General features: G+C 31.2%; 19 protein-coding genes and 1 pseudogene. 11 read left to right on the top strand and 9 right to left on the bottom strand.

Features of this window, described 5'->3' with window-relative positions; genetic code table 11:
• Positions 1 to 57: 57 nt before the first annotated feature.
• The 4 genes from rsmA to ACFELY_RS03410 form a co-directional block, all read right to left on the bottom strand.
• Positions 58 to 894, bottom strand: a complete 837-nt coding sequence (gene rsmA, locus ACFELY_RS03425) for a 16S rRNA (adenine(1518)-N(6)/adenine(1519)-N(6))-dimethyltransferase RsmA (protein ID WP_375334126.1) — start codon at positions 892 to 894, stop codon at positions 58 to 60.
• 14 nt (positions 895 to 908) lie between these two features.
• Positions 909 to 1,796 (bottom strand): hypothetical protein, encoded by an 888-nt coding sequence (locus tag ACFELY_RS03420; RefSeq protein ID WP_375333639.1) that lies wholly within the window; start codon positions 1,794 to 1,796, stop codon positions 909 to 911.
• Positions 1,797 to 1,820: 24 nt separating this feature from the next.
• A complete protein-coding gene (locus tag ACFELY_RS03415) occupies positions 1,821 to 3,968 on the bottom strand; it encodes an LPS-assembly protein LptD (RefSeq protein WP_375333638.1) in 2,148 nt (715 codons plus the stop codon).
• 410 nt (positions 3,969 to 4,378) lie between these two features.
• Positions 4,379 to 5,116, bottom strand: a complete 738-nt coding sequence (locus ACFELY_RS03410) for a hypothetical protein (RefSeq protein WP_375333637.1) — start codon at positions 5,114 to 5,116, stop codon at positions 4,379 to 4,381.
• A 186-nt stretch (positions 5,117 to 5,302) separates the two neighbouring features.
• Here ACFELY_RS03410 and ACFELY_RS03405 point away from each other — a divergent pair, with 186 nt between their 5' ends.
• From ACFELY_RS03405 to ACFELY_RS03345, 11 genes and pseudogenes are all read left to right on the top strand, one after another.
• Positions 5,303 to 5,704 (top strand): Rrf2 family transcriptional regulator, encoded by a 402-nt coding sequence (locus tag ACFELY_RS03405; RefSeq protein ID WP_341748629.1) that lies wholly within the window; start codon positions 5,303 to 5,305, stop codon positions 5,702 to 5,704.
• A gap of 75 nt (positions 5,705 to 5,779) precedes the next feature.
• Positions 5,780 to 6,895 (top strand): cysteine desulfurase family protein, encoded by a 1,116-nt coding sequence (locus ACFELY_RS03400; protein ID WP_094649487.1) that lies wholly within the window; start codon positions 5,780 to 5,782, stop codon positions 6,893 to 6,895.
• On the top strand, positions 6,888 to 8,144 hold the full coding sequence (locus ACFELY_RS03395; protein WP_375333636.1) for an IscS subfamily cysteine desulfurase: 1,257 nt from the start codon (positions 6,888 to 6,890) through the stop codon (positions 8,142 to 8,144). The genes ACFELY_RS03400 and ACFELY_RS03395 overlap by 8 nt, the downstream gene beginning before the upstream one ends.
• A gap of 254 nt (positions 8,145 to 8,398) precedes the next feature.
• Positions 8,399 to 9,391: pseudogene (locus ACFELY_RS03385) on the top strand (Rpn family recombination-promoting nuclease/putative transposase).
• Between the two features lie 145 nt (positions 9,392 to 9,536).
• A complete protein-coding gene (locus tag ACFELY_RS03375; RefSeq protein ID WP_375333635.1) occupies positions 9,537 to 10,646 on the top strand; it encodes an Rpn family recombination-promoting nuclease/putative transposase in 1,110 nt (369 codons plus the stop codon).
• Between the two features lie 356 nt (positions 10,647 to 11,002).
• The gene (gene iscU / locus ACFELY_RS03370) at positions 11,003 to 11,383 is read left to right on the top strand and encodes a Fe-S cluster assembly scaffold IscU (RefSeq protein ID WP_094649773.1); all 381 of its coding nucleotides are present in this window, start codon (positions 11,003 to 11,005) and stop codon (positions 11,381 to 11,383) included.
• Between the two features lie 8 nt (positions 11,384 to 11,391).
• A complete protein-coding gene (locus ACFELY_RS03365; protein WP_094649772.1) occupies positions 11,392 to 11,724 on the top strand; it encodes a HesB/IscA family protein in 333 nt (110 codons plus the stop codon).
• Between the two features lies 1 nt (position 11,725).
• Positions 11,726 to 13,183 carry an NAD-dependent succinate-semialdehyde dehydrogenase gene (locus ACFELY_RS03360; RefSeq protein WP_375334124.1) on the top strand — a complete coding sequence of 486 codons (1,458 nt, stop codon included), beginning with the start codon at positions 11,726 to 11,728 and terminating at the stop codon, positions 13,181 to 13,183.
• Positions 13,180 to 13,512, top strand: a complete 333-nt coding sequence (locus ACFELY_RS03355; protein ID WP_375333634.1) for a YraN family protein — start codon at positions 13,180 to 13,182, stop codon at positions 13,510 to 13,512. Before ACFELY_RS03360 ends, ACFELY_RS03355 begins: the two co-directional genes overlap by 4 nt.
• Before the next feature lie 235 nt (positions 13,513 to 13,747).
• Positions 13,748 to 14,938, top strand: a complete 1,191-nt coding sequence (glf, locus tag ACFELY_RS03350) for a UDP-galactopyranose mutase (RefSeq protein ID WP_375333633.1) — start codon at positions 13,748 to 13,750, stop codon at positions 14,936 to 14,938.
• A gap of 10 nt (positions 14,939 to 14,948) precedes the next feature.
• Positions 14,949 to 17,648, top strand: coding sequence for a glycosyltransferase (locus ACFELY_RS03345; RefSeq protein ID WP_375333632.1), 2,700 nt, complete (start codon positions 14,949 to 14,951; stop codon positions 17,646 to 17,648).
• An 81-nt stretch (positions 17,649 to 17,729) separates the two neighbouring features.
• On the opposite strand, the gene xth is transcribed toward ACFELY_RS03345, so the two are convergent.
• From xth to ACFELY_RS03320, 5 genes are all read right to left on the bottom strand, one after another.
• Positions 17,730 to 18,506 carry an exodeoxyribonuclease III gene (gene xth, locus ACFELY_RS03340; protein WP_341759550.1) on the bottom strand — a complete coding sequence of 259 codons (777 nt, stop codon included), beginning with the start codon at positions 18,504 to 18,506 and terminating at the stop codon, positions 17,730 to 17,732.
• Between the two features lie 14 nt (positions 18,507 to 18,520).
• Entirely contained in the window at positions 18,521 to 18,667 is a 147-nt protein-coding gene (locus tag ACFELY_RS03335) for a hypothetical protein (protein ID WP_375333631.1), read from the bottom strand.
• 2 nt (positions 18,668 to 18,669) lie between these two features.
• Positions 18,670 to 18,945: a DNA cytosine methyltransferase gene (locus ACFELY_RS03330; RefSeq protein ID WP_375333630.1), complete on the bottom strand. Its 276-nt coding sequence runs from the start codon at positions 18,943 to 18,945 to the stop codon at positions 18,670 to 18,672.
• On the bottom strand, positions 18,932 to 19,603 hold the full coding sequence (locus ACFELY_RS03325; RefSeq protein ID WP_375333629.1) for a DNA cytosine methyltransferase: 672 nt from the start codon (positions 19,601 to 19,603) through the stop codon (positions 18,932 to 18,934). The genes ACFELY_RS03330 and ACFELY_RS03325 overlap by 14 nt, the downstream gene beginning before the upstream one ends.
• A 101-nt stretch (positions 19,604 to 19,704) precedes the next feature.
• Positions 19,705 to 21,309: a transporter substrate-binding domain-containing protein gene (locus ACFELY_RS03320; protein WP_375333628.1), complete on the bottom strand. Its 1,605-nt coding sequence runs from the start codon at positions 21,307 to 21,309 to the stop codon at positions 19,705 to 19,707.
• Positions 21,310 to 21,334 lie beyond the last annotated feature (25 nt).

The following is a 21,334-nucleotide window of genomic DNA, read 5'->3' as shown; positions in this document are numbered from 1 at the left end:
GCAAAAAGAATTTTTTAAATTTACGGTGTAGATAAGAATGGCAAGAAACGTAACAAGCTAGCTATATAGTAATTCATTTGAATATAATTTTGCTAAAGATAAATAATCTTGTGGTGATAAATTTTCAGATCGCGAAGAATTATCAATTTTTAATTCTGCTAGCAGATCTTCTATACACGAGGTTAGTGTCTTTAAAGATGATTTAATCATTTTACGTCGCTTGCCAAAGGCTAGTCTAGTTATTAACTCGACTTTTTCAATTAGTTCAGCTGTTAATGCATTATTGTTATAAGGTACGAGTTTAACTATAGCCGAGTTAACTTTTGGTACAGGGTAGAAAGCTTGCGGATTAACATCAAAGCATTTTTCAACTGAACAAAGTAACTGACATATTATTGATAATCTTCCATAGGATTTTGTACCAACTTTACCACATATTCGGTCTACAACCTCCTTTTGCAGCATTAAAGTCATACTACTTATTAATGGTAATTTTTTTAACCATTTTATGATTAACTCTGTACCTATTTGGTAAGGTAAGTTTGAAATAATAGTTATTTTGTTAGTACTTAAAGCTGATAGATCAAATTTAGTAGCATCCGAATGAATAATGTGCAGATTAGGGGACAGTTCTCTTATTTCCATAAGTAAAGGTATACATCTAACGTCAGTTTCAATGACAGTTAAAGATTTAGGGTTACAGGCAAGGATAGCTCTAGTGAGTCCAGCTGTACCAGGACCAATCTCTAAGACCAAATCATTTTCTTGCAGTCCACTAACTCGAACTATTTTATCACATAGGCTACTATCAAAAATGAAATTTTGACCATATTTCTTAATAGGAGCAATACCATGTTTGCTAGCATGCTTTGCAATTGAAGGTAAAGCACTCAAATTATTTGAGTGTATCACAAAGGTAGCATTATTTTGATATATGCTTTTTTACGCATATCATCAAAGTATTTTTGTGCTTTTTGCGACATTTTCTTATTAGCTAACAAATTTACTACGTAATTATTTTCATCGCTAGTAACATTAATCATCTTTTTGTCGCACATTAAGATTAATTTAAATCCATCTTGCATCTCGAAAACATTACTTTTTTCTCCTGTATTTAAATCTCTGAAAATTGTTTGCAGCGTAGAATCTAGAGTACTTAAATTCTGATTAATTACCTCTAATGTAGAAAAATCTTTATATAAAGATTCTTTGACATCAGAACAATTTTTAAGACGTTTTTGTAAATCACACATCTTATGCAAAGTTTTATCATCTTTATCTTGTGAAGTAAAAATCTGTGCTGATACTTCCGCATCTTTTGAATTTGTCGCTAATATTATATCATTAACTTCTTTTGCACTAATAGCAACTGATCTTGAAATACTAGATAAAATGTTCATTTTGATAATTTCGGCACCTATCTGGGATTTAAAATTATTAATATCTACAGATTTACTTTTCAAAAACGTAATTAACTGCCCTTTTGGCATTTTATTACGTTGCTCGATGGTTTCTATAGACTCATTTATCTCACTATCAGAACTTTTTTTACCGTTTACAGATTGATAAAGTAATACATCATCAATCATGCTGTTAATTGCCATCTTATCAAGTTGCTTATTTGTTTGAGAATCAGGATTAGGAATATTGTTAAGTGCCATAATCATGTGTTTTCTAGCTAGAAATTCATGTAAGGTAATTGGTTCATTATTAACTAATGCAACTATATTAGATAACTCTGCTTTTGTTATAGTTAGATTAAAAATGATGGTAACTAAACAAAATAAATGCTTCATATTTAACTTCTTCATATTTTAGGCTCACATATTTAATATTTTTAAACCTACAGAAATAGTAGGAACAGCAAAAGTCTTTTTTATCCCCCGACTACTATCTCCCATATAATTGTCTGAAAGTTTTCCGGCTATTCTAACACAATCATTCAAGTATGTCACCTGGATACTCTTAGAAAGAATATTTATTTTGTCTTTTGACCAATCTATTCTCATATCATAGGCAATGGACCAATTTTCTGCTAATTGATAAGTGAGATTATAATAAAGTTGTCTTACTTTGCTATCAATTAATTCATCTGTAGAATAATATTTCCGTAAATTTAAAATCCGAACAAATCCAGCAGTTAACTGAATTGTCTTAGAATTAAGGCTTCCACCTAATTCATCTCTAATGGGCTTAAAATTCTTACTTTTTCTAAATCTATAGAACAATTCTATTTTATCAGAAAGACTACTGGAAATTCTTCCAACATTTTCAATATTATCAACAGATTTACTATTAATAAGATTAGTATTATAGGTTTGTCCTAGAAATACACTTGAATAATTTTGTTCTGAAAGTATAGAAGAGTTAACACCATAACTTAATCTATTGCCAAATTCATGGTAATCTATACCACTATAGCGATTCGAACTGAATATATTATTTTCTGATAGTTCATATTTTGACGGATCGATAAAAGAAAATTTCTTATTAGAATTATGTTTACGTCCGATAGTTGCTGATATAATTGGTTCAACAAACAGGCTAGCTTTATCAAAGATTGATCCAACTAATGGATAACGCCAAGTATTTTGAATTTCTGGTATATTTCTAGTGAGAACCTTGTTAGTCCTATAATCATTTAAATATAGGTGATTAATAAAATAGACATCTGCTCTATTCCGCAAGGTAACATTAAATAAATGACCAGATGAAGTTAAGAAATTATTATCTACTGCCAGTTGTAATGCAACTTGCCCTAGTTCTCTTCCGCTTTTTTCTTTATAGATTAATGCATTATTCTCAACGACTAGGTTAGTAGTTTCATCATCATTTAAAGGTATAACATTCTTGGTTCTGACCTTGGGGAAAATTAATGGACTGGTACTACTAGAATCATTTATTCCCAATCCTTCAAAATACATTCCCTCCACTAATGAGTAATTGTAATTATTGACATGTTCCAAATATAACTTAGATGTCAAATATGAAGTATAATTATTATAATAGTTTTTTAAGTAAGCTTTATCAGAAGTACGTTCCAGCCTAAATCCGTATCGATAATCATTCTTGATGAAGTTACCATTGCTTAATAGATAATATGAGTTTACCTTAGTGTTTTTTATCGTTATATCACCATCATTTAAAGAGTAGGGTACTTTACCATAGTTAGCATCTAAAGATATATAATCACTTTCATTTGGTTTGTAACGAGTTTCTAGTTCAAAAATCGTATATGTAGTATCATGTTTTTTCCAAAAAAACCTAGGAGTTAGAGTAAAATCTAGATTGGATTTAGCTCTATAATATAGTGGTATCCCCAAAGCGTTATCCCGCCATTCAGGCATCAATATTCCTGATTTTGCAGGAGCCTTAGGTGTTGGGTGAGAAAAATATGGTGTATAGAAGATTGGGACACCATATATCTCAAAAAATAGATGCTTATAAACCATTATGTTCTTATTAATATCTATTTCAGTATTTTTGGCAGAAACTTGCCAAATAGGTTTTTGGTTGCATAGTATTTTACATGGGGTAAAGGTACTATTATGCAAACGAAAAACATCTTTATTAACTCTTTCCGCTAATTTTGCTGCTAAAAGAGTATTATCACCAAAATATAAAATAAAATCTGAAATTATTCCTGCCTTTAACTTATCTTTTAATACGACAAATTCTCCCAAAATAACTCTATTTTGCTGATCTATAATTTTAACATTCCCCTCAGCCCATAATGTATCTTGTTCTATATCGTAAATCAAGGAATTAGCTGTTAGAAAGTAACTATCCAATATAATTTGAACATTACCTTTAGCATAAATAAATTGTTCCTTGTGGTTATATTCAACATAATCTGTTGACAAAAAGCTAAACTGTTTGTTTATTCCTTGCTGTTTAAATTGTGCCAAACCACAAACCGGCAATAAAATAATAATTTTAATAATCAATAAATTGCAGAAAATTCGCATTTAGGATAATTTTTGAAGTAAGATGCTATATATATCATGTATACATCAAATTTGATATATTTATACGATAATTGTCTGAATATATGATCGTATTTGGCAATAAGCCTTTAAGGAGTTATTAGACTTCCTGCATAAGTCAAAAAACCCTCGGGATTTTTAGGAGAAACTAAGCCTACTACCTTTGCGTACATAGACGATTGTTACGGAGCGGAGGCGAGTTTCGACGACAAAATCACCAACTAGATTGACTTATGCATGAAGTATATTAATTTGATTGTTTCATCGGCCTACGCCTCCTCGCAATGACGTTTTTATGCTGTTTAATACTTATAGAATAAAAATTGTAGTACTATGCTAGGAGGCTACCTACGATAACTAATTAATTACTTTACTTAGGTTTCATCAACCAGTTAAGCTAAATCATTGCCATCCAAATTAGAACCAGTTATAGGTACAGTATCCAAAGTAGTATCCAAAATTTGCAATATCTGCTCGGTTATATTAGATACAGCTTTTTCTTCTGATAATTCTTTATCGCATATCTCAATAGTAGATTCTTGTTTTTCCGAAATATCTGTTATGATAATCTTTTCCATAGATTCTTGGTAAATAGGATTTTCTACGAATTGCTTAAAACCAAGGAAAGTAAATAACACCTCTTTTTCAATTGAAGGTTTGTCTGTTTCTGGTATTTCGCTAAAAAAAGCATTAAAATCTTCTTTCTGTACATTATTCAGACACCCTTTAGTTGCTGCTATCCAAGTTTTGAAAGACTCATTAATATCAGAATTACCATAATTACTGTTTAGTACTACTTGGAGTTTAGTTTTCAGTGCATCAAAGGCTGTTATAAACTTGTCTGTATCAGGTTTGCTTTGTTCGTCTAGATAGATGATATACGCTTTGTGTTTTGTCTCCTCCCTGTTGTTGCTGGAATCAGAAAGATTTTTGCTCTGTATTTGATACTGTTCGATCAGCTGATAAGCAGCACAAAAATACTGAGCCAACTCTAATATGCTAGAGTCTCGGATTTCCTCTACTGACTTTTTCTCAAACTTTGCTCGGATATCTTCTAAAGGGGTAAAAAATTCCTCATATTCTTGTATTTCTGCTTCTGCTGTTTCATAATTATCTTGATTCTTAGACATGGGTTACTCTCCATTTTAAAATTTATAATATGATTATTGATTTATTAGTTATCGCAAACAATCTCCTAATAAGTAAAGTTTAGTTACCAATTTCGCTACTGTCAATTGGATTTTTTTGTTAATAGAATACTTGACTAAATTAGTAGGATATTATAAGATATATGCTATAATGGTGGAGTCGTTTGTATGCAATTAACTACAAAAGGGCGATATGCGGTGATGGCAATCTTAGAAATTGCATCACAAATGTCGGATACGCCTGTTACCTTGGCTGAAATTTCAGCAAAACAACATATACCGGTTAATTATTTGGAGCAAATTTTTGCAAAACTGAAGAAAGCTAACATAGTTAGATCAGCTAAAGGTCGAAAAGGTGGTTATATCATTAATGAAAAATTAGATAAAATCAGGATTACTAATATTATTGATGCGGTAGATGAGAATATCGAAATGACCAGATGTTTAGGGAAATCTGGAAATAGTTGCGTACCTAATAAAGTGCAATGTAACGCCCATCATTTATGGTTGGGTTTAAGTCGGCATATAAGGGATTATTTTGATACTATTTCGATAGCTGATATGCTTTAGGTATACTTGACTTCCTATATTAACTAATATAAAAATTATTTTTTTACAACTTTTGTATTAGTGGGCTGAAAATTTATGTTATATTTAGATCATAATGCTACTACTAACATTCATCCTAAGGTTAAAGAGCTGATGGAGAATTTGATGATAGAGACCTATTATAATCCGTCTTCTATTCATACAAAGGGGCGTTATGCTCGAAGTTTAGTAGAAATAGCTAGGCAGCAGGTTGCGAAATCTGTTGGAGCTGATATAAACTCTAGGGAATATCAGGTAATTTTTACTTCCTCTGGTACAGAGAGTAATAATTTGCTGATGAATAATTATTACGATGGAGAAATTTTTGTTTCTAGTATAGAGCATTTATCGATCTTTGATCACACTAAATATCGGGATAATATTAAAATTATCCGCGTTGATAGTGATGGCATTGTTGATATTGAACATTTAGAGCAATTATTATCAACTAGTCAAGCTAGTAAAAAGCTAGTCTCTGTGATGTTGGCTAATAATGAAAGTGGTGTTGTACAAAACATACAGCAGCTAGTTAAAATTGCCCAAAAATATGGAGCGGTATTTCATAGTGATTGCGTGCAAGCAGTTGGCAAAATACCGGTCAATATTAAAGAACTAGCTGTTGATTTTGCTACTATATCAGCTCACAAATTAGGAGGAATGCAGGGTAGTAGTGCGTTGATTGTTAAGGCAGGAAATACGCTTAAAGCGATGATGATTGGCGGAGGGCAAGAGAGGAATATTCGCTCAGGTACAGAAAATGTGCTGGCAATTGCCTCGTTCGGGCTTGCATCATCAATAGTTACTAATGAGCTAGCAGATAGATATAATAAAATGAAGAAATTACAAACATATTTGGAGCAGAATTTACTTAACTATAAAAATGTTAAAATAGTGTCAAAGAATGTTGAAAGACTACCTAATACTACCTTGATGATTGTGCCAGAAACTGATGCACAAACTAAGTTGATAGCTTTTGATTTAAGGGGTATAGCGGTGAGTTCCGGCTCTGCCTGTTCATCAGGAAAAGTTGGCAAGTCACATGTGTTATCTTCTATGGGGGTTAGTGAGGAAGATGCTAGGTCTTCGATTAGAATCAGTTTCGATTATCAACAAACTATTGAAGATGTTGTGACATTTATTAAAGCGTTTGAAGAAGTATACTCAAATGGATAAATTAGAAAAATTAAGACAACAAGTAAAATTAACTGGTAAATCGCTACCAATTTATATGGATTATCAATCAACAACCCCTATGGATCCAAGGGTTCTAGAATGTATGTTGCCGTATTTTACTACTAAATTTGGTAATCCGCACTCTAGGAGTCATTCCTTTGGTTGGGAAGCTGAAGAAGCTGTAGAAATGTCAAGAGAGAAAGTGGCAAGGCTTATTGGTGCTGATTCTAAAGAAATTGTTTTTACTTCTGGTGCTACTGAATCTAACAATTTAGCGATAAAAGGTATTGCTAAATTCTATGGTAGTAAGAAAAATCACATAATAACAGTGATAAGTGAACATAAATGCGTTTTAGATGCTTGTCGGCATTTAGAAAATGAAGGATTTAAGGTAACATATTTGCCAATTCAGACAAATGGCTTGATTGATTTACAGCAATTAAGAAATGCAATAACCGACCAAACTATGCTGGTATCGGTGATGGCGGTAAATAATGAAATCGGTGTTATTCAGCCAATTAAAGAAATTGGCAAAATTTGTCGGGAATTAGGCGTATTTTTTCACTCAGATATTGCCCAAGGATATGGTAAAATCCCCATAGATGTTAATGATTGTAACATTGATTTGGCAAGTATTTCTGGGCATAAAATTTATGGTCCCAAAGGTATTGGAGCCTTATATGTAAGAAAAAAACCTAGGGTACGATTAGTGCCAATTTTAAATGGTGGTGGACAGGAAAGAGGTATGCGTTCTGGAACTCTCCCAACTCCTTTAATTGTTGGACTCGGGGCAGCAGCTGAATTAGCTCTATCGGAAATGTCGCAAGATGCTAAACTAGTAGAAGAGCTTTTTGATAGATTTTATAATAATATTACTAAACAAATTGCTGATGTCTATTTAAACGGTGATATGCATAAGAGATATAAGGGAAATTTAAATTTAAGCTTTGCTTATGTCGAAGGGGAGTCAATGATATTGGCTATTAAGGATTTAGCCGTTTCATCTGGTTCAGCTTGTACCTCATCTTCACTGGAGCCATCATATGTGTTAAGAGCTATGGGGGTTGACGAAGAAATGGCACATACATCGATTAGGTTTGGTATTGGTAGATTTACCACTAAAAAAGAAATAGATTATGCTGTAGAGTTAATAAAGTCAAAAATTAACAAGTTAAGAGAACTGAGTCCTCTTTGGGAGATGGTTCAAGAAGGTGTTAATTTAAAGCAAATTAAGTGGGCAATACACTAGACTCCCTGCATAAGGCAATCTAGGAGGCTGTCTGCAATCTGCTGGTAATTTGTACGTCGATGCGGTACTCGAATCCTCACGTACGCTAGAGTACGCTGCGGTTCTGCGTTCCGCGTCTCCTTCAAATTCCTCAGCATAAGCGAGTTTTGAAAGAGGTCTAATAACTAAAGTAATGATTTTTTTTGGATTGCCACGACCACTACGTGTTCTCGCTAATAGATGTGGGTAAGGTGAATATATAAGTAAATTTTATTATGACTCTAGACAAGCCAAAACATGATGAAATCTTTCGCAAATCTATGGAGAATCCCATAGTTGCTAAAGAATTTTTGGCAACTCATTTGCCTAAAGATGTGTTGGCTTTAATCGATAGCACAACTGTAAAATTAGAAAAAGATAGTTTTATTGAGCCAGACCTTTCTGAAACTATTTCTGATGTATTATTTTCTGTTAAGTTTAATGATCAGGATGGCTATATTTTTTTGCTATTGGAACATCAAAGTACTGTTGATAAAATGATGGCATTTAGGTTATTTAAATATATGATTAATATTTGTGATCGATATTTAACTACTAATCCTAAAGCTAAACGCCTTCCAGTAATTTATCCCCTAATAATTTATAATGGCAAGAAGAAATATAACGCATCGCTCAATATATGAAATTTATTTAGCCATCCAGATTTAGCCAGAGGCTTTTGGACGAATGATTGTCAGCTTATTAACGTACATGACATCCCCGATGAAGAACTCAAGAAAAAAATATGGTCTGGAATTTTGTTATTTTTCCTCAAGCACATCCACGAACGTCAATTACTGAAAAGATGGCAAGAAATCTCTCATCTCTTGCCTAAATTGAGTAAAATAACAATAGGCTATGACCATATAAGAAATCTATTGAGCTATACTTTGACCTTTATTGAGCAAAATGATAAAATAGAGTTAGAAAAAATATTAAAAAATAGTTTAACTAAAGAAAAAGGAGAAGAACTTATGCCTAGTATAGCTCAAGTATGGAAAGAAGAAGGGATTCAAATCGGACTCCAAGATGGTATCAAAATCGGAGAGGCCAGAGGTAAAGCTAGAGGAGAAGCCATAGGAGAAGCTAGAGGAGAAGCTAGAGGTAGAGCCGAGGGTGAAGCTAAATTAATAAAAATGATGATAAACAATGGTAGCTCTATTGAAGAAGTAGCGAGAATTACTGGACTATCTATTACTAAAATCAATGAATTACTGAAAGTACAGTAAATAACGAATTATTAAATTAGCTATAGTCAATTCAGGAGGATTTGGTGCTAGGAGCGATGGAGCGACGCCTATAAGTAATAGGCGAGCGACGAGTGACGACGTCACCAACTTCTCCTCAATTGACTATATATAAGTAAATTTTATTATGACTCTAGACAAGCCAAAACATGACGAAATCTTTCGCAAATCTATGGAGAATCCAATAGTTGCTAAAGAATTTTTGGCAACTCATTTGCCTAAAGATGTGCTGGCTTTAATCGATAGTACATCTTTAAAATTAGAAAAAGATAGTTTTATTGAGCCAGACCTTTCTGAAACTATTTCTGATGTATTATTTTCTGTTAAGTTTAATGATCAAGATGGCTATATTTTTTTGCTATTGGAACATCAAAGTACTGTTGATAAAATGATGGCATTTAGATTATTTAAATATATGATTAATATTTGTGATCTATATTTAACTACTAATCCTAAAGCTATAGTCAATTCAGGAGAATTTGGGGCTAGGAACGATGGAGCGACGCCTATAAGTAATAGGCGAGCGACGAGTGACGACGTCCCCAACTTCTCATCAATTGACTATAAAAGCCTTCCATTAATTTATCCCTTAATACTTTATAATGGCAAGAAGAAATATAACGCATCGCTCAATATATGGAATTTATTTAGCCATCCAGATTTAGCCAGAGGCTTTTGGACAAATGATTGTCAGCTTATTAATGTACATGATATTCCTGATGAAGAACTTAAGGAAAAAGTATGGTCTGGAATTTTGTTATTTTTCCTTAAGTACATCCACGAACGTCAATTACTGAAAAGATGGCAAGAAATCTCTCATCTCTTGCCTAGATTGAGTGAAATAACAATAGGCTATGACCATATAAGAAATCTATTACAGTATACTTTGATCTTTATTGAGCAAAATGATAAAATAGAGTTAGAAAAAATATTAAAAAATAGTTTAACTAAAGAAAAAGGAGAAGAACTTATGCCTAGTATAGCTCAAGTATGGAAAGAAGAAGGGATTCAAATCGGACTACAAGATGGTATCAAAATCGGAGAGGCTAAAGGTAAAGCTAGAGGAGAAGCCATAGGAGAAGCTAGGGGAGAAGCCATAGGAGAAGCTAGGGGAGAAGCTAGGGGAGAAGCTAAATTAATAAAAATGATGATAAACAATGGTAACTCTATTGAGGAAGTAGCAAGAATGACTAGATTATCTGTTACAAGAATCAATGAACTATTGAAAGTACAGTAAACTGGTGCTTATTAGCAAGGCGTTACTTTAGTAATAACGCCTATGTATAGCATAATACCTTAAATTTTTTGTTATTTTCATAATAATAAAAAAAATTGTAGGGTATGAAAAAATAAGCAATATTGCAAAAATAATGCAAATAACTATTAGTGGGTCAAAAAAATCTGTTATATTTATAGATATATACTCAAATGATTTGGAGAATTGGATTTGAAAATAATGGGCTAGGAGGCAGGCTCCTAGACTATGGCAGCGTATGTTAGTATGCGAGTCCCTGATATTTTTAAAAAAACAATCTTTCAAAGCAGGAGAGTATAGACGTATTAAGGTAGAATAATTATTAATATAGGAATAACATGGGTTATAGTTTAAAAGTACTGGATCATTACGAAAATCCGCGTAACGTTGGATCATTAGACAAAAATGATGCATATGTTGGGACAGGTCTTGTGGGAGCCCCCGCCTGTGGTGATGTAATGAAGCTACAAATTAAAGTTAGTGCAGAGGGAATTATTACAGATGCAAAATTTAAAACATTTGGTTGTGGTTCTGCTATTGCTTCAAGTTCTTTAGTAACGGAATGGGTTAAGGGTAAATCTCTTGACGAGGCTGGTAGTATAAAAAATACAGAGATAGCCAAGGAATTATCTTTGCCACCAGTAAAACTCCATTGTTCTTTATTGGCAGAAGATGCCATAAAAGCAGCAATACTTGATTATAAAACTAAAAACTCATAGTAATTATTATGAAAAATGTTATGTCATTGACTGAGGCAGCAGCTCAACAAATAAAGAGATTGATAGACAGGCGTGATAAACCATCTTTTGGTATTAGGATTGGTGTGAAATCTGGTGGTTGTTCCGGTCTATCTTATTATGTAGAATATGCTGATATCAAAAATAAGTTTGATGAGGTGGTAGAAGATAAAGGTGTACGAATATTAATTGACCCAAAAGCTCTAATGTATCTTCTAGCAAGTGAAATGGATTATGTAGAAGGTAAGTTTAAATCTGGCTTTACTTTTAACAATCCGAATGAAAAAGGTAGTTGTGGATGTGGGAAGTCGTTTAATGTTTAATATGCAATTACTAGATTTTGTTAATAAAAAAAACTATATAGATGGAAATTGGCTAGATTGCCAAGAACAGTTATCAGTTTATAATCCTGCCAATGATAAAGTGGTTGGGTCGATACCAAATTTGCCTAATGATTTAATTATTAGTGCTATTGACAGTTCTGTTAGAGCTTTTAAAATTTGGTCACAAACTTCTTTTGAACAAAGAATAACTATATTAAGAAAATGGCATTCTTTAATATTAGAGAATATTGATCAACTAGCCTATATAATTACCTTAGAACAGGGGAAAATATTAGAAAGTGCAAAGCTTGAGGTATTATATGGTGCGTCTTTTATTGATTGGTTTGCTAGTAACATTCATAACATTCAAGGTAAAATAAAGCCTGGAAAATCAATAACTCACAAGATTATCACCGAATTTGAGCCAATTGGTACGGTTTGTTCAATTACTCCATGGAATTTTCCAAATGCCATGGTAACAAGAAAGGTTGCTCCAGCATTAGCTGCTGGTTGTAGCGTTATACTTAAACCATCGGAATTCACACCTTTTTCTGCATTGGTTTTGGCTAAATTGGCAAATGATGCTGGGATACCAGCTGGAGTACTAAATATTATCACCGGTGATGCCAATAATATTGGACAAATATTTTGCAATGATTTTAGAATTCGTAAATTATCATTTACTGGTTCTACGAGGGTAGGAAAGATGTTATATCAGAATTCTAGTGCTACTATTAAGCGTTTATCTCTAGAACTTGGCGGTAATGCTCCATTTATTATATTAAGTGGTGTTGATTTAGATAAGACTGCCAGTGAGCTTATATTAGGAAAGATAAGGAATAGTGGACAATCTTGCACTTCGCCCAACAGAATATTAATTGAAGAAGCAATTTATGATGAATTTTTACAAATTCTTACTACAAAATTTGCTAATCTGAAAATAGGGGATGGTTTTGATTCTGAATCAGTTATAGGACCATTGATTAATAAAGCAGCTATAGATAAGATTTTAAAATTGATTGAAGATGCTAAAAATAAAGGTGGAGAAATCTTATGTGGAGGTAAAGCTCATGGTAATTTTTTTGAGCCAACAATTATTAGTAATTGTCAGGATAATATGGAGATTTTTAGCACAGAAATATTTGGTCCCATTCTTGCATGTTATAAATTTGGCAGTATACAAGAAGTTATAAATAGAGCTAATAATACGGAATATGGTTTGCAAGCTTATATATATTGCAATAATATAGCCATAGCTCAAATAATGGCAACAAAACTTGATTTTGGTATGGTATCAATTAATGATTCGCTGCCTGCTAATTGCAAGGCAGCATTTGCTGGGCGAAAAAATTCAGGGTTTGGAGTGGAAGGTTCAGATGAGGGAATATTTGAGTATTTAAATAGTAAATTTGTAAACTTGCATAATTATGCAGATTCAAGTCAATTAACTTTATTATGAGAAAGATTACCCTTGGTTTAATAGCTGAGTATATAGCTATTATTTACAAAATTAAATTTTATCAAATTCTCTATCATCGTAAAAGATATTATGTTGGCGAAATTGATATTATTGCTCTGCGTGGTAAACAACTTGTTTTTATAGAAGTAAAAGCAAGATGTTCTGACGTTGATGATAGAATATTATCAACTCATCAACAGATGAGAATAAAAAGAGCTACCAGTATGTTTTTAAGCTCTAACCCTAAATACCAAAATTATCAGGTTAGATTTGATCTAATAATTATTAAACCTTACAGTATACCCATTATTATTGAGAATGCTTGGTAATAGTGTCCTATTATTAATCGGATTGTGAACGTTCAAAGCAACCTAGGAAGCTATCTGCAACAACTAAAGTAGTTCTACTTTATGGTATTTATCATAGTCAGTCAATAACATTGACACACCTGGCAGTACAAAATATAATATACTTTAATATTGTTAGATGTATTCAATTCGTACTTGACATATGAGCAAAATAAAGCATTATGTTGTAATTTTAAAATTTATTTAACCCGAGTTTATGATTATATACGATTATATAATAGTTGGTAGTGGTTTTGCTGGCTCTATTCTTGCAGAAAGAATAGCCTCGCAACTTAACCAAAGGGTGTTGGTCATAGAGAAAAGACCCCATATCGCTGGTAATATGTATGATTATAAAGATGTTAATAATATATTGGTTCATAAATATGGTCCCCATCTATTTCGCACCAATGAAGATAAAGTAAAAAATTATTTAAGTAATTTTACTCATTGGTATCCATACCAACATAAAGTTTTAGCTAAAATAAACGACCAATTAGTGCCAGTACCATTTAATCTAACCTCTTTAGAACTTCTATTGCCAGTTGAAAAGGCCCTATTATACAAAGATAAGTTAATTGTAAACTTTGGTATGGAGACTAAAGTATCCGTTTCTAAGCTAAGAAATTTTGATGATGGTGATATAAGAGAGTTAGGGGACTTTATATTTGAAACATTATATTTGAACTATACAGTAAAACAATGGGGTGATAAACCAGAAAATTTGGATTTTGAGACCATAACGGCTAGAGTTCCTGTACATATTTCTTATGATGATAGGTATTTTCAACAAAAATTTCAAGCTTTACCAGTTGAAGGTTATACGGCAATGTTTGAGAAAATGTTAAGTCATGATAATATTGATATTCTACTAAATACCGATTCTAAAGATTTATTGAAAATAGACCTTAATAATAAAGCCATCCTTTTTAAAGGGCAAAAATATGAAGGTAATATAATATATACTGGTCCTATAGATGAATTGTTTAATTATCATTTAGGGGAGTTGCCGTACAGATCATTAAAATTCACAACTGAAACACATGACGAAGCTTTATTACAACGGGTAACTACTGTAAATTACCCCAATACCGAATTATATACTAGGATTACTGAGTATAATCATACTATGAGGGTACCTAATAACAAGAAGACAGTACTGATGTATGAATACCCACAAGAATATGATAGAACTAACCCTGAGAAGGATATACCTTATTATCCAATACCCAAAGATTGTAATAGTGAATTGTTTAATAAATACAAAGAAATAGCTAAAAATTTTTCTAGTCTAAGGCTGATCGGAAGACTAGCTGAGTATCGATATTATGATATGGATGATATAATATTAAGAGCTTTAAAGGAGTTTGAAGATATAGAATCATTAACTAAAATAACAGCTTTATAATTATTTGAGAATGACCCTCCCCATAGACCTAAAACAAAAAATTATTACGTTACCAACTAATAAACTTAATGGTTTATATGTAAAACATAATAAAGAAGATGATAATATCACAATCATTAACTCATCAAATGAACTAAGATCTATAACTATAGATAGGCAGTTTATCCTATTTAAGGGGAAACAATTTATTAGTTTGGTTAATAAAGGAACTTTGGTTAAGGGTGAAATATCCTTTACAGTTGCTAGAAAATTGATGTTTTTAAATTCAGAATTAGAAGTCCCTTTATCTAATCTAGAATGTTTTAAAATTGTGCTTACCTTAAAAGCTAACACAGAAGTTAAAATAAAACAATTTACTTATTACATAACTAAAAAAAGTAAATTTGACAATCCTGTTTCTACAGCTGATACATTGATAATTTCTCCTGGATATCCTAGTTCTGCAAACCTGTATAATTTTGGTTTTGTTCATACTTCTATTAAAGCTTTTACCAATCATAATATTAAGCCAGAGGTTTTTTGTCATGATGATAATAATAGTTTTGTAAATGAATTTGATGGTGTAAAAGTTTATTATAATAGTTTAAGTTTTTTAAAAAATATAATAACTAATTCTAATTTTAAGAGAGTTATAATTCATTTTATTAATGAGAAATTACAAGATATTATTGATAGTGTAATTTTTTATCATGGTATAAAAATTTATTGTTACATTCATGGTGCGGAAGCACTTTACAGATATCAAGAATCATTTTGTGTGGCGTATGATGGGACATATAATCCCTATATTACGACTTGGCAAATGAGAATAAAAGATTTAATGTATAAAAAATATGCAAATAATAAAAATATAAAATGGATATTTGCAAGCAATTGGTTAAAGGCAGAATCTGAGAAATATATAAATACCAATTTCAATAATTTTGCCATAATTCCAAATGGTATAGATACTGATATATTTAAATATGTTAAAAAATCTTCAGATGATAGGTTAAACATATTTACTTTAAGAAAATTCGATAATTACAATAACTATGCTTTAGATCTAGTAATAGAGACCATCACTATTCTTCAGAATAAAGAATTTTTTAATCAACTAAACTTTTTTATTTATGGAGATGGTTTATTATTTAAAGATTTCTCAAAAAAAATACGATATCCTAATGTACATTTTATTCAAGGATTTCATACTCATGCTCAAATTAGCGAGCTTCATAAAAATTGTGGTATAATATTCCATCCAACAAGACTTGATAGTATGGGGGTTAGTTCTTTAGAAGGAGTAAGTTCTGGTTTAGCGTTAGTTAGTTCTAATGTTTGTGGCATCCCAGAATTTATCAATCCTTCTTATGGTACTTTAAGTAATGATATAGAAAATCCGGAGTCTTATGCCAATATTATTGAGGATTTATTTTACAATCCAGATAGATTTTTAGAGTTAAGCGAGAAAATGTCTTATGATGTTGCTTCTAAATTTTCACGTAAAATGATTTTGGAAAAAGAATTACAATTATTTCAAAATGAACAAGAATTTTATATTAAACCTATAGAACATGAGCAAATAAAATTATTATGTATATGTGTTCCTGTTTACAATATTGAGCGTTATTTACCAAGATGCTTAAATTCTATTTTATCTTGTGAGAATAAGCATTTACTAGAAATATTAGTTATAAATGATGGCTCAACTGATAACACTCAATCAATTGCTGAAGAGTACCAAAATAAATTCCCAACTATTGTAACACTTATAAATCAAAGCAATAAGGGGCATGGTGGAGCAGTAAATACTGGTATTAAACATACTAAGTCAAAATATTTTAAAATAGTGGATGGAGATGATTGGGTAGATACTCAAGGGCTAGATAATTTCCTAAAATATTTAAATATGTTCGATGTTGATTTAATCTTACATGAATTATCGTATGACATGTTAGCTAATAGTACTATAAGAAGTGAGAATTGTTATACCCATCTTCCGTCTAAACAAATCTTAATTCTTGACCAAATAAAATTTGATTATTGGGGACCAATTTTATCAACTTCAACTTATAAAACTGATATTCTTAAGAAATCTAATATTATACTAACTGAAAAATGTTTTTATGTAGATATGGAATATAATGCGAAAGCTATACAATATGTTAAACAGGTTCTGTATTTAGATATACCACTTTATAAATATTATATAGGCAGACCTACCCAATCCATTGCGGCAACAGGATTTAAAATCCATGATCATGAAAAGATAATTCTCAATATTCTAAATTATTTGCAAACTAATGATAACACCTTATATAATAAGCGATTAATAATGAATAAAATGTTATTTCCTATGCTAAAAGGTCATAGAGATCGTATTTTGCAAGTCAGCCCTCTTAGCAAGGCTAATTTAGAATTTTTTAAGAAAGTTAAAGATATTAATAATATAATTAATTGGGATATTAATTCTCATGATATCAGTGGGGAATTAGATAATTACTTATCAAAAATGAGACTCGTTACAGTAATAGATATTAAATTTGATAAATGTTTTAGTTATATCAAATTATTTATAAAAAACTTATTAATAGCACCTTATACTCTAGGGTTGTTTACTTATAAAATACTAAACACTTATGATATCTATTATTTTAATAAGTATGCAAAAATATTAGCGAATATACTTATGCTACCAAAAAAAATAGCCAGTATAATATTAAAAAGATAATGTTCAGAAACCTCTTGTAAAAAAATTCGTACCTGCAGATAGCTTCTGAAGTATTATGAAACCTCTGGTTAATAGATTTAGCTAAATGATGGCGACAACGGGTATATGATCAGAAGGTTTAACTTTAGCTCGTAAATTATAATACATGTAGCAATTATCTAAATAATCTGCAACATTGCTCGAGGCAAGTATCATATCAATACGCATACCTTTATTCTGTTCAAAACAACCTGCTCTGTAATCCCACCAAGAGAATTCTTGCTTAGTAGGGTTTGATAATCTATATAAATCTTCAAAACCAGAATTTAAAATAATTCTCAATCGTTGCTTTTCTTCATTAGTAAAACAAGTAGTGTTTTGCAACTCTTTTGCTGAGTATACGTCAATATCAAAAGGAGCAATATTAAAATCTCCTCCAATTATTATCTTAGTATTAAGAGATTTCTTGGATTGTAAGTAATTAATTAAACTGTCATAAAACCTTAATTTCATCTCAAATTTATCACTACCCACTAATGAACCGTTAGGGGCATATAATGAAGTAATACTATAAAAACCTATTGGAGTTTGCACAGTGATTTCTATCATTCGTGCTTGGTCAGTACAATTAATATCCGAAAACTCTTTTATTACTTCATCAGCTGGAAATTTTGATAAAATAGCAACCCCATTATAGGATTTCTGACCATGCACATAAAAATTATACGCTAAGTCCGATAATTCATCAAAAGGAAATTTCTCAGTTTCACACTTTATTTCTTGTAGTAAAACAATGTCAGGATCTACTTCCGTTAGAAAGTCACGTAAATGTTGTAGTCTCATTCTTATAGAATTAATATTCCAAGTAGCTATTTTCATTTAAGACTCTTCATTTAAAGTTTTTCATTTATTGCTGTTACCAATCTACTATCAATAGCAAAGACATTTTGAATTGTCTTTACTACATCAGCGCGATCAATAATTGAATTTTTAAAAAGAGTTTCGACATTTTTACCTATATATGCATTTCTATTATTCATAACTACAATATTTTAATTGAATCATAAACACTACCAATCATTCTTGGTATAACAGCATTACCAAGTTGTTGATATCCTTTTAAGCCTTCTGTTACATAATGACTTTGTGAAAACCCCATTAAAGATTTGCATTCACTAATTGAAAGTCTGCGTATATTATTGTTTATATAGTATAAACCTGTTCTTGCACCAGCTCCACCACCAAAGGCTGATAATGTAATTGAATGCCCTAATGGGCTATAAATCCTTTCACCTTGCCCCCCTTTATTTAAAACCAACTCGTAAAGGTCTTAGCTCTCTATCTTTAATCTCTTTTTCAATTACTATATCATCTCTATCAATAAACAAATTTTTATCGACATTATTTTCCAGTATATTCTCAAGGTATATTTTTTTGTTGGTTTCCTGTGGTGGTGAATATTTAACCTTAATATCACCTACAATATCTTTTCTTATACAAACAAAATAAATACGTTCTCTTGCCTGCGGCACACCAAACAAGGACGCATTAAGTAGATGTCTGTATACTTTATATCCTATTTCATCAAGTTTTATATCTATCGTTTTAATAACATTACCATCATCAATATTCATAATATTTTTAACATTCTCAAGCAATAATATTAATGGTTTATGATATTGTGCAATTCTAATTATTTCATAAAATAATTTACCATTTATATCATGTAGACCATTTTGTTTACCCGAGATACTAAAAGGTTGACAAGGAAAACCGGCACATAAAATATCATGTTTTGGTATTTTTCGCTCAGAAATCTCAGAAATATCACCCATGGGCTTTTCTCCAAAATTCCTTTTATAAGCTTCTTGCACATCTTTATCAATATCGGATGAAAAAACACACTCCATCCCTTTTTCTTCAAGAGCTATACGAAAACCACCAATACCACAGAATAAATCTATAAATTTGTACATATAACTTCCTTGAGTAAATTTGTAAAAACCTCTGTTGGCATCAGTTTTCTATTATTATATTTAAAAACTTGTTCATTATCTCGATCATTTTCATTATTTATTTAGTTTGTTTTTATATTATCTGTAGGAATTTCTGTATTATCCGAACGAAAAGTTAAGTTTGGGATATTATAGTAGTAAACTAAAAGCCTACTAACAAAAGCTCCTACAAATACTGTAATAATAGAGTATTTTATTGTACTATAATCATGCTTATAAGCATAAGAATCTAACAATATACTAAAGATCGCACCCCACAATATTAATATTTCAAAATTAATTTCTCTAGGTATAGACTCGATATTTTTATCATGTTGACAAATTAGATTTCGGAATATTATACCAACACTAGAAGTCAAACAGGCAAAACATGGTCCCCAGAACTCTAATGGTTCAATTTTTTGTACAATTACAGTTATAACACCAATTATCATAAAAGATGTTTGCCCTAAGGAATCACAAACAATAAGAGTATTATTGCGTATTTTTTGGATAAAATCATCCTCATATAATTGCTTGTTATAATAAGCTAGTAATTTAATAGCAAAGAAACCAATAAGCACCGTTATAAAAATACGGCAAGTATAATATGGAGTTAAAATAAGACTGACATTAACACTGTGTACTACAATATCAAGTAAAATACATCCTAGTAAGGATGGTAACATTGCTAATACAAAAGTAACAAAAAACGTAGCATTTGTTTTAGCTGATATAATGATACCAGAAATTGCGAATGCTATACTCCCTATAACTCCAATAATATAACACCATGATGAATCGATAGATTTTAGCAGTAGGATATTATATTTATACCTTCCTACAATTTTTTTATATTCATCGCTATTGATAAATTCTTTAATTGAATTGTTAAACCTGGCGACTAAATTAGGAGATACAGTTTTCTTACTAAACATTAAATGTACAGGGGTTTTAATACCAGTAGGGATCTCTTCTATTTGATCTTTTTCTATATAGTTTAAAGTAAGAGCTACCCATGCAATCCTGTCAGCAAGAACCCCATCAATTTCATTACGTAGCAACCCCTTAAATAGCTCTGCATTACTGCCATATTTAATGATGATGTCATTATTACTCACCTGATTTAGGTATTCAGTAGTTCTGGTATTGCCATAAACAGCTTTTCTAGTTATGCCAAGACGAAAATTTAGTAAACGTATCTGGGCTAAGAATTCATTCGTATTATTAAAATGTAAATGTTTTCTTGCTGAACGTAAAGTAAATAAGGAAATTTCTGCAAGTCGATATGGGATAGAAAAATTGGCAAAGGCTGCTCTTTCCTCGGTATAAGTAAGTCCTGGCACCATATCACTTTTACCTTGTTGGATATTGGGTATTACTTGTTCCCAGGCAGAATCAGTATATTGTATGCCAATGTTAATTTTACTACTAATAGCATTGATTAATTCAATATCTAAACCGGTAATATTATGGTGTCCATTTTTAGTTACATGGCTAAATTGGTAGGGTTCCAATGAATAGCAATCAACAAGCAAATTATCTTTATCATGTACCCCTTCAGTGCATTGAGTAAAATATGTGTCAAGGGGATTAGATAGTTGATTACCATTTTCCTTATGATTTGCATAGGTAAAAAAGTTTTGTAAGATAATAATAATCGGGATGATACTCTTAAGTATTTGCATGGTGTACAGATCTCCTCATTAAATT

The organism is Candidatus Tisiphia endosymbiont of Xenochironomus xenolabis (assembly GCF_964264705.1).
In the GTDB taxonomy this organism is placed as follows: Bacteria; Pseudomonadota; Alphaproteobacteria; order Rickettsiales; family Rickettsiaceae; genus Tisiphia.
This window is presented reverse-complemented; position numbering and strand designations above follow the sequence as displayed.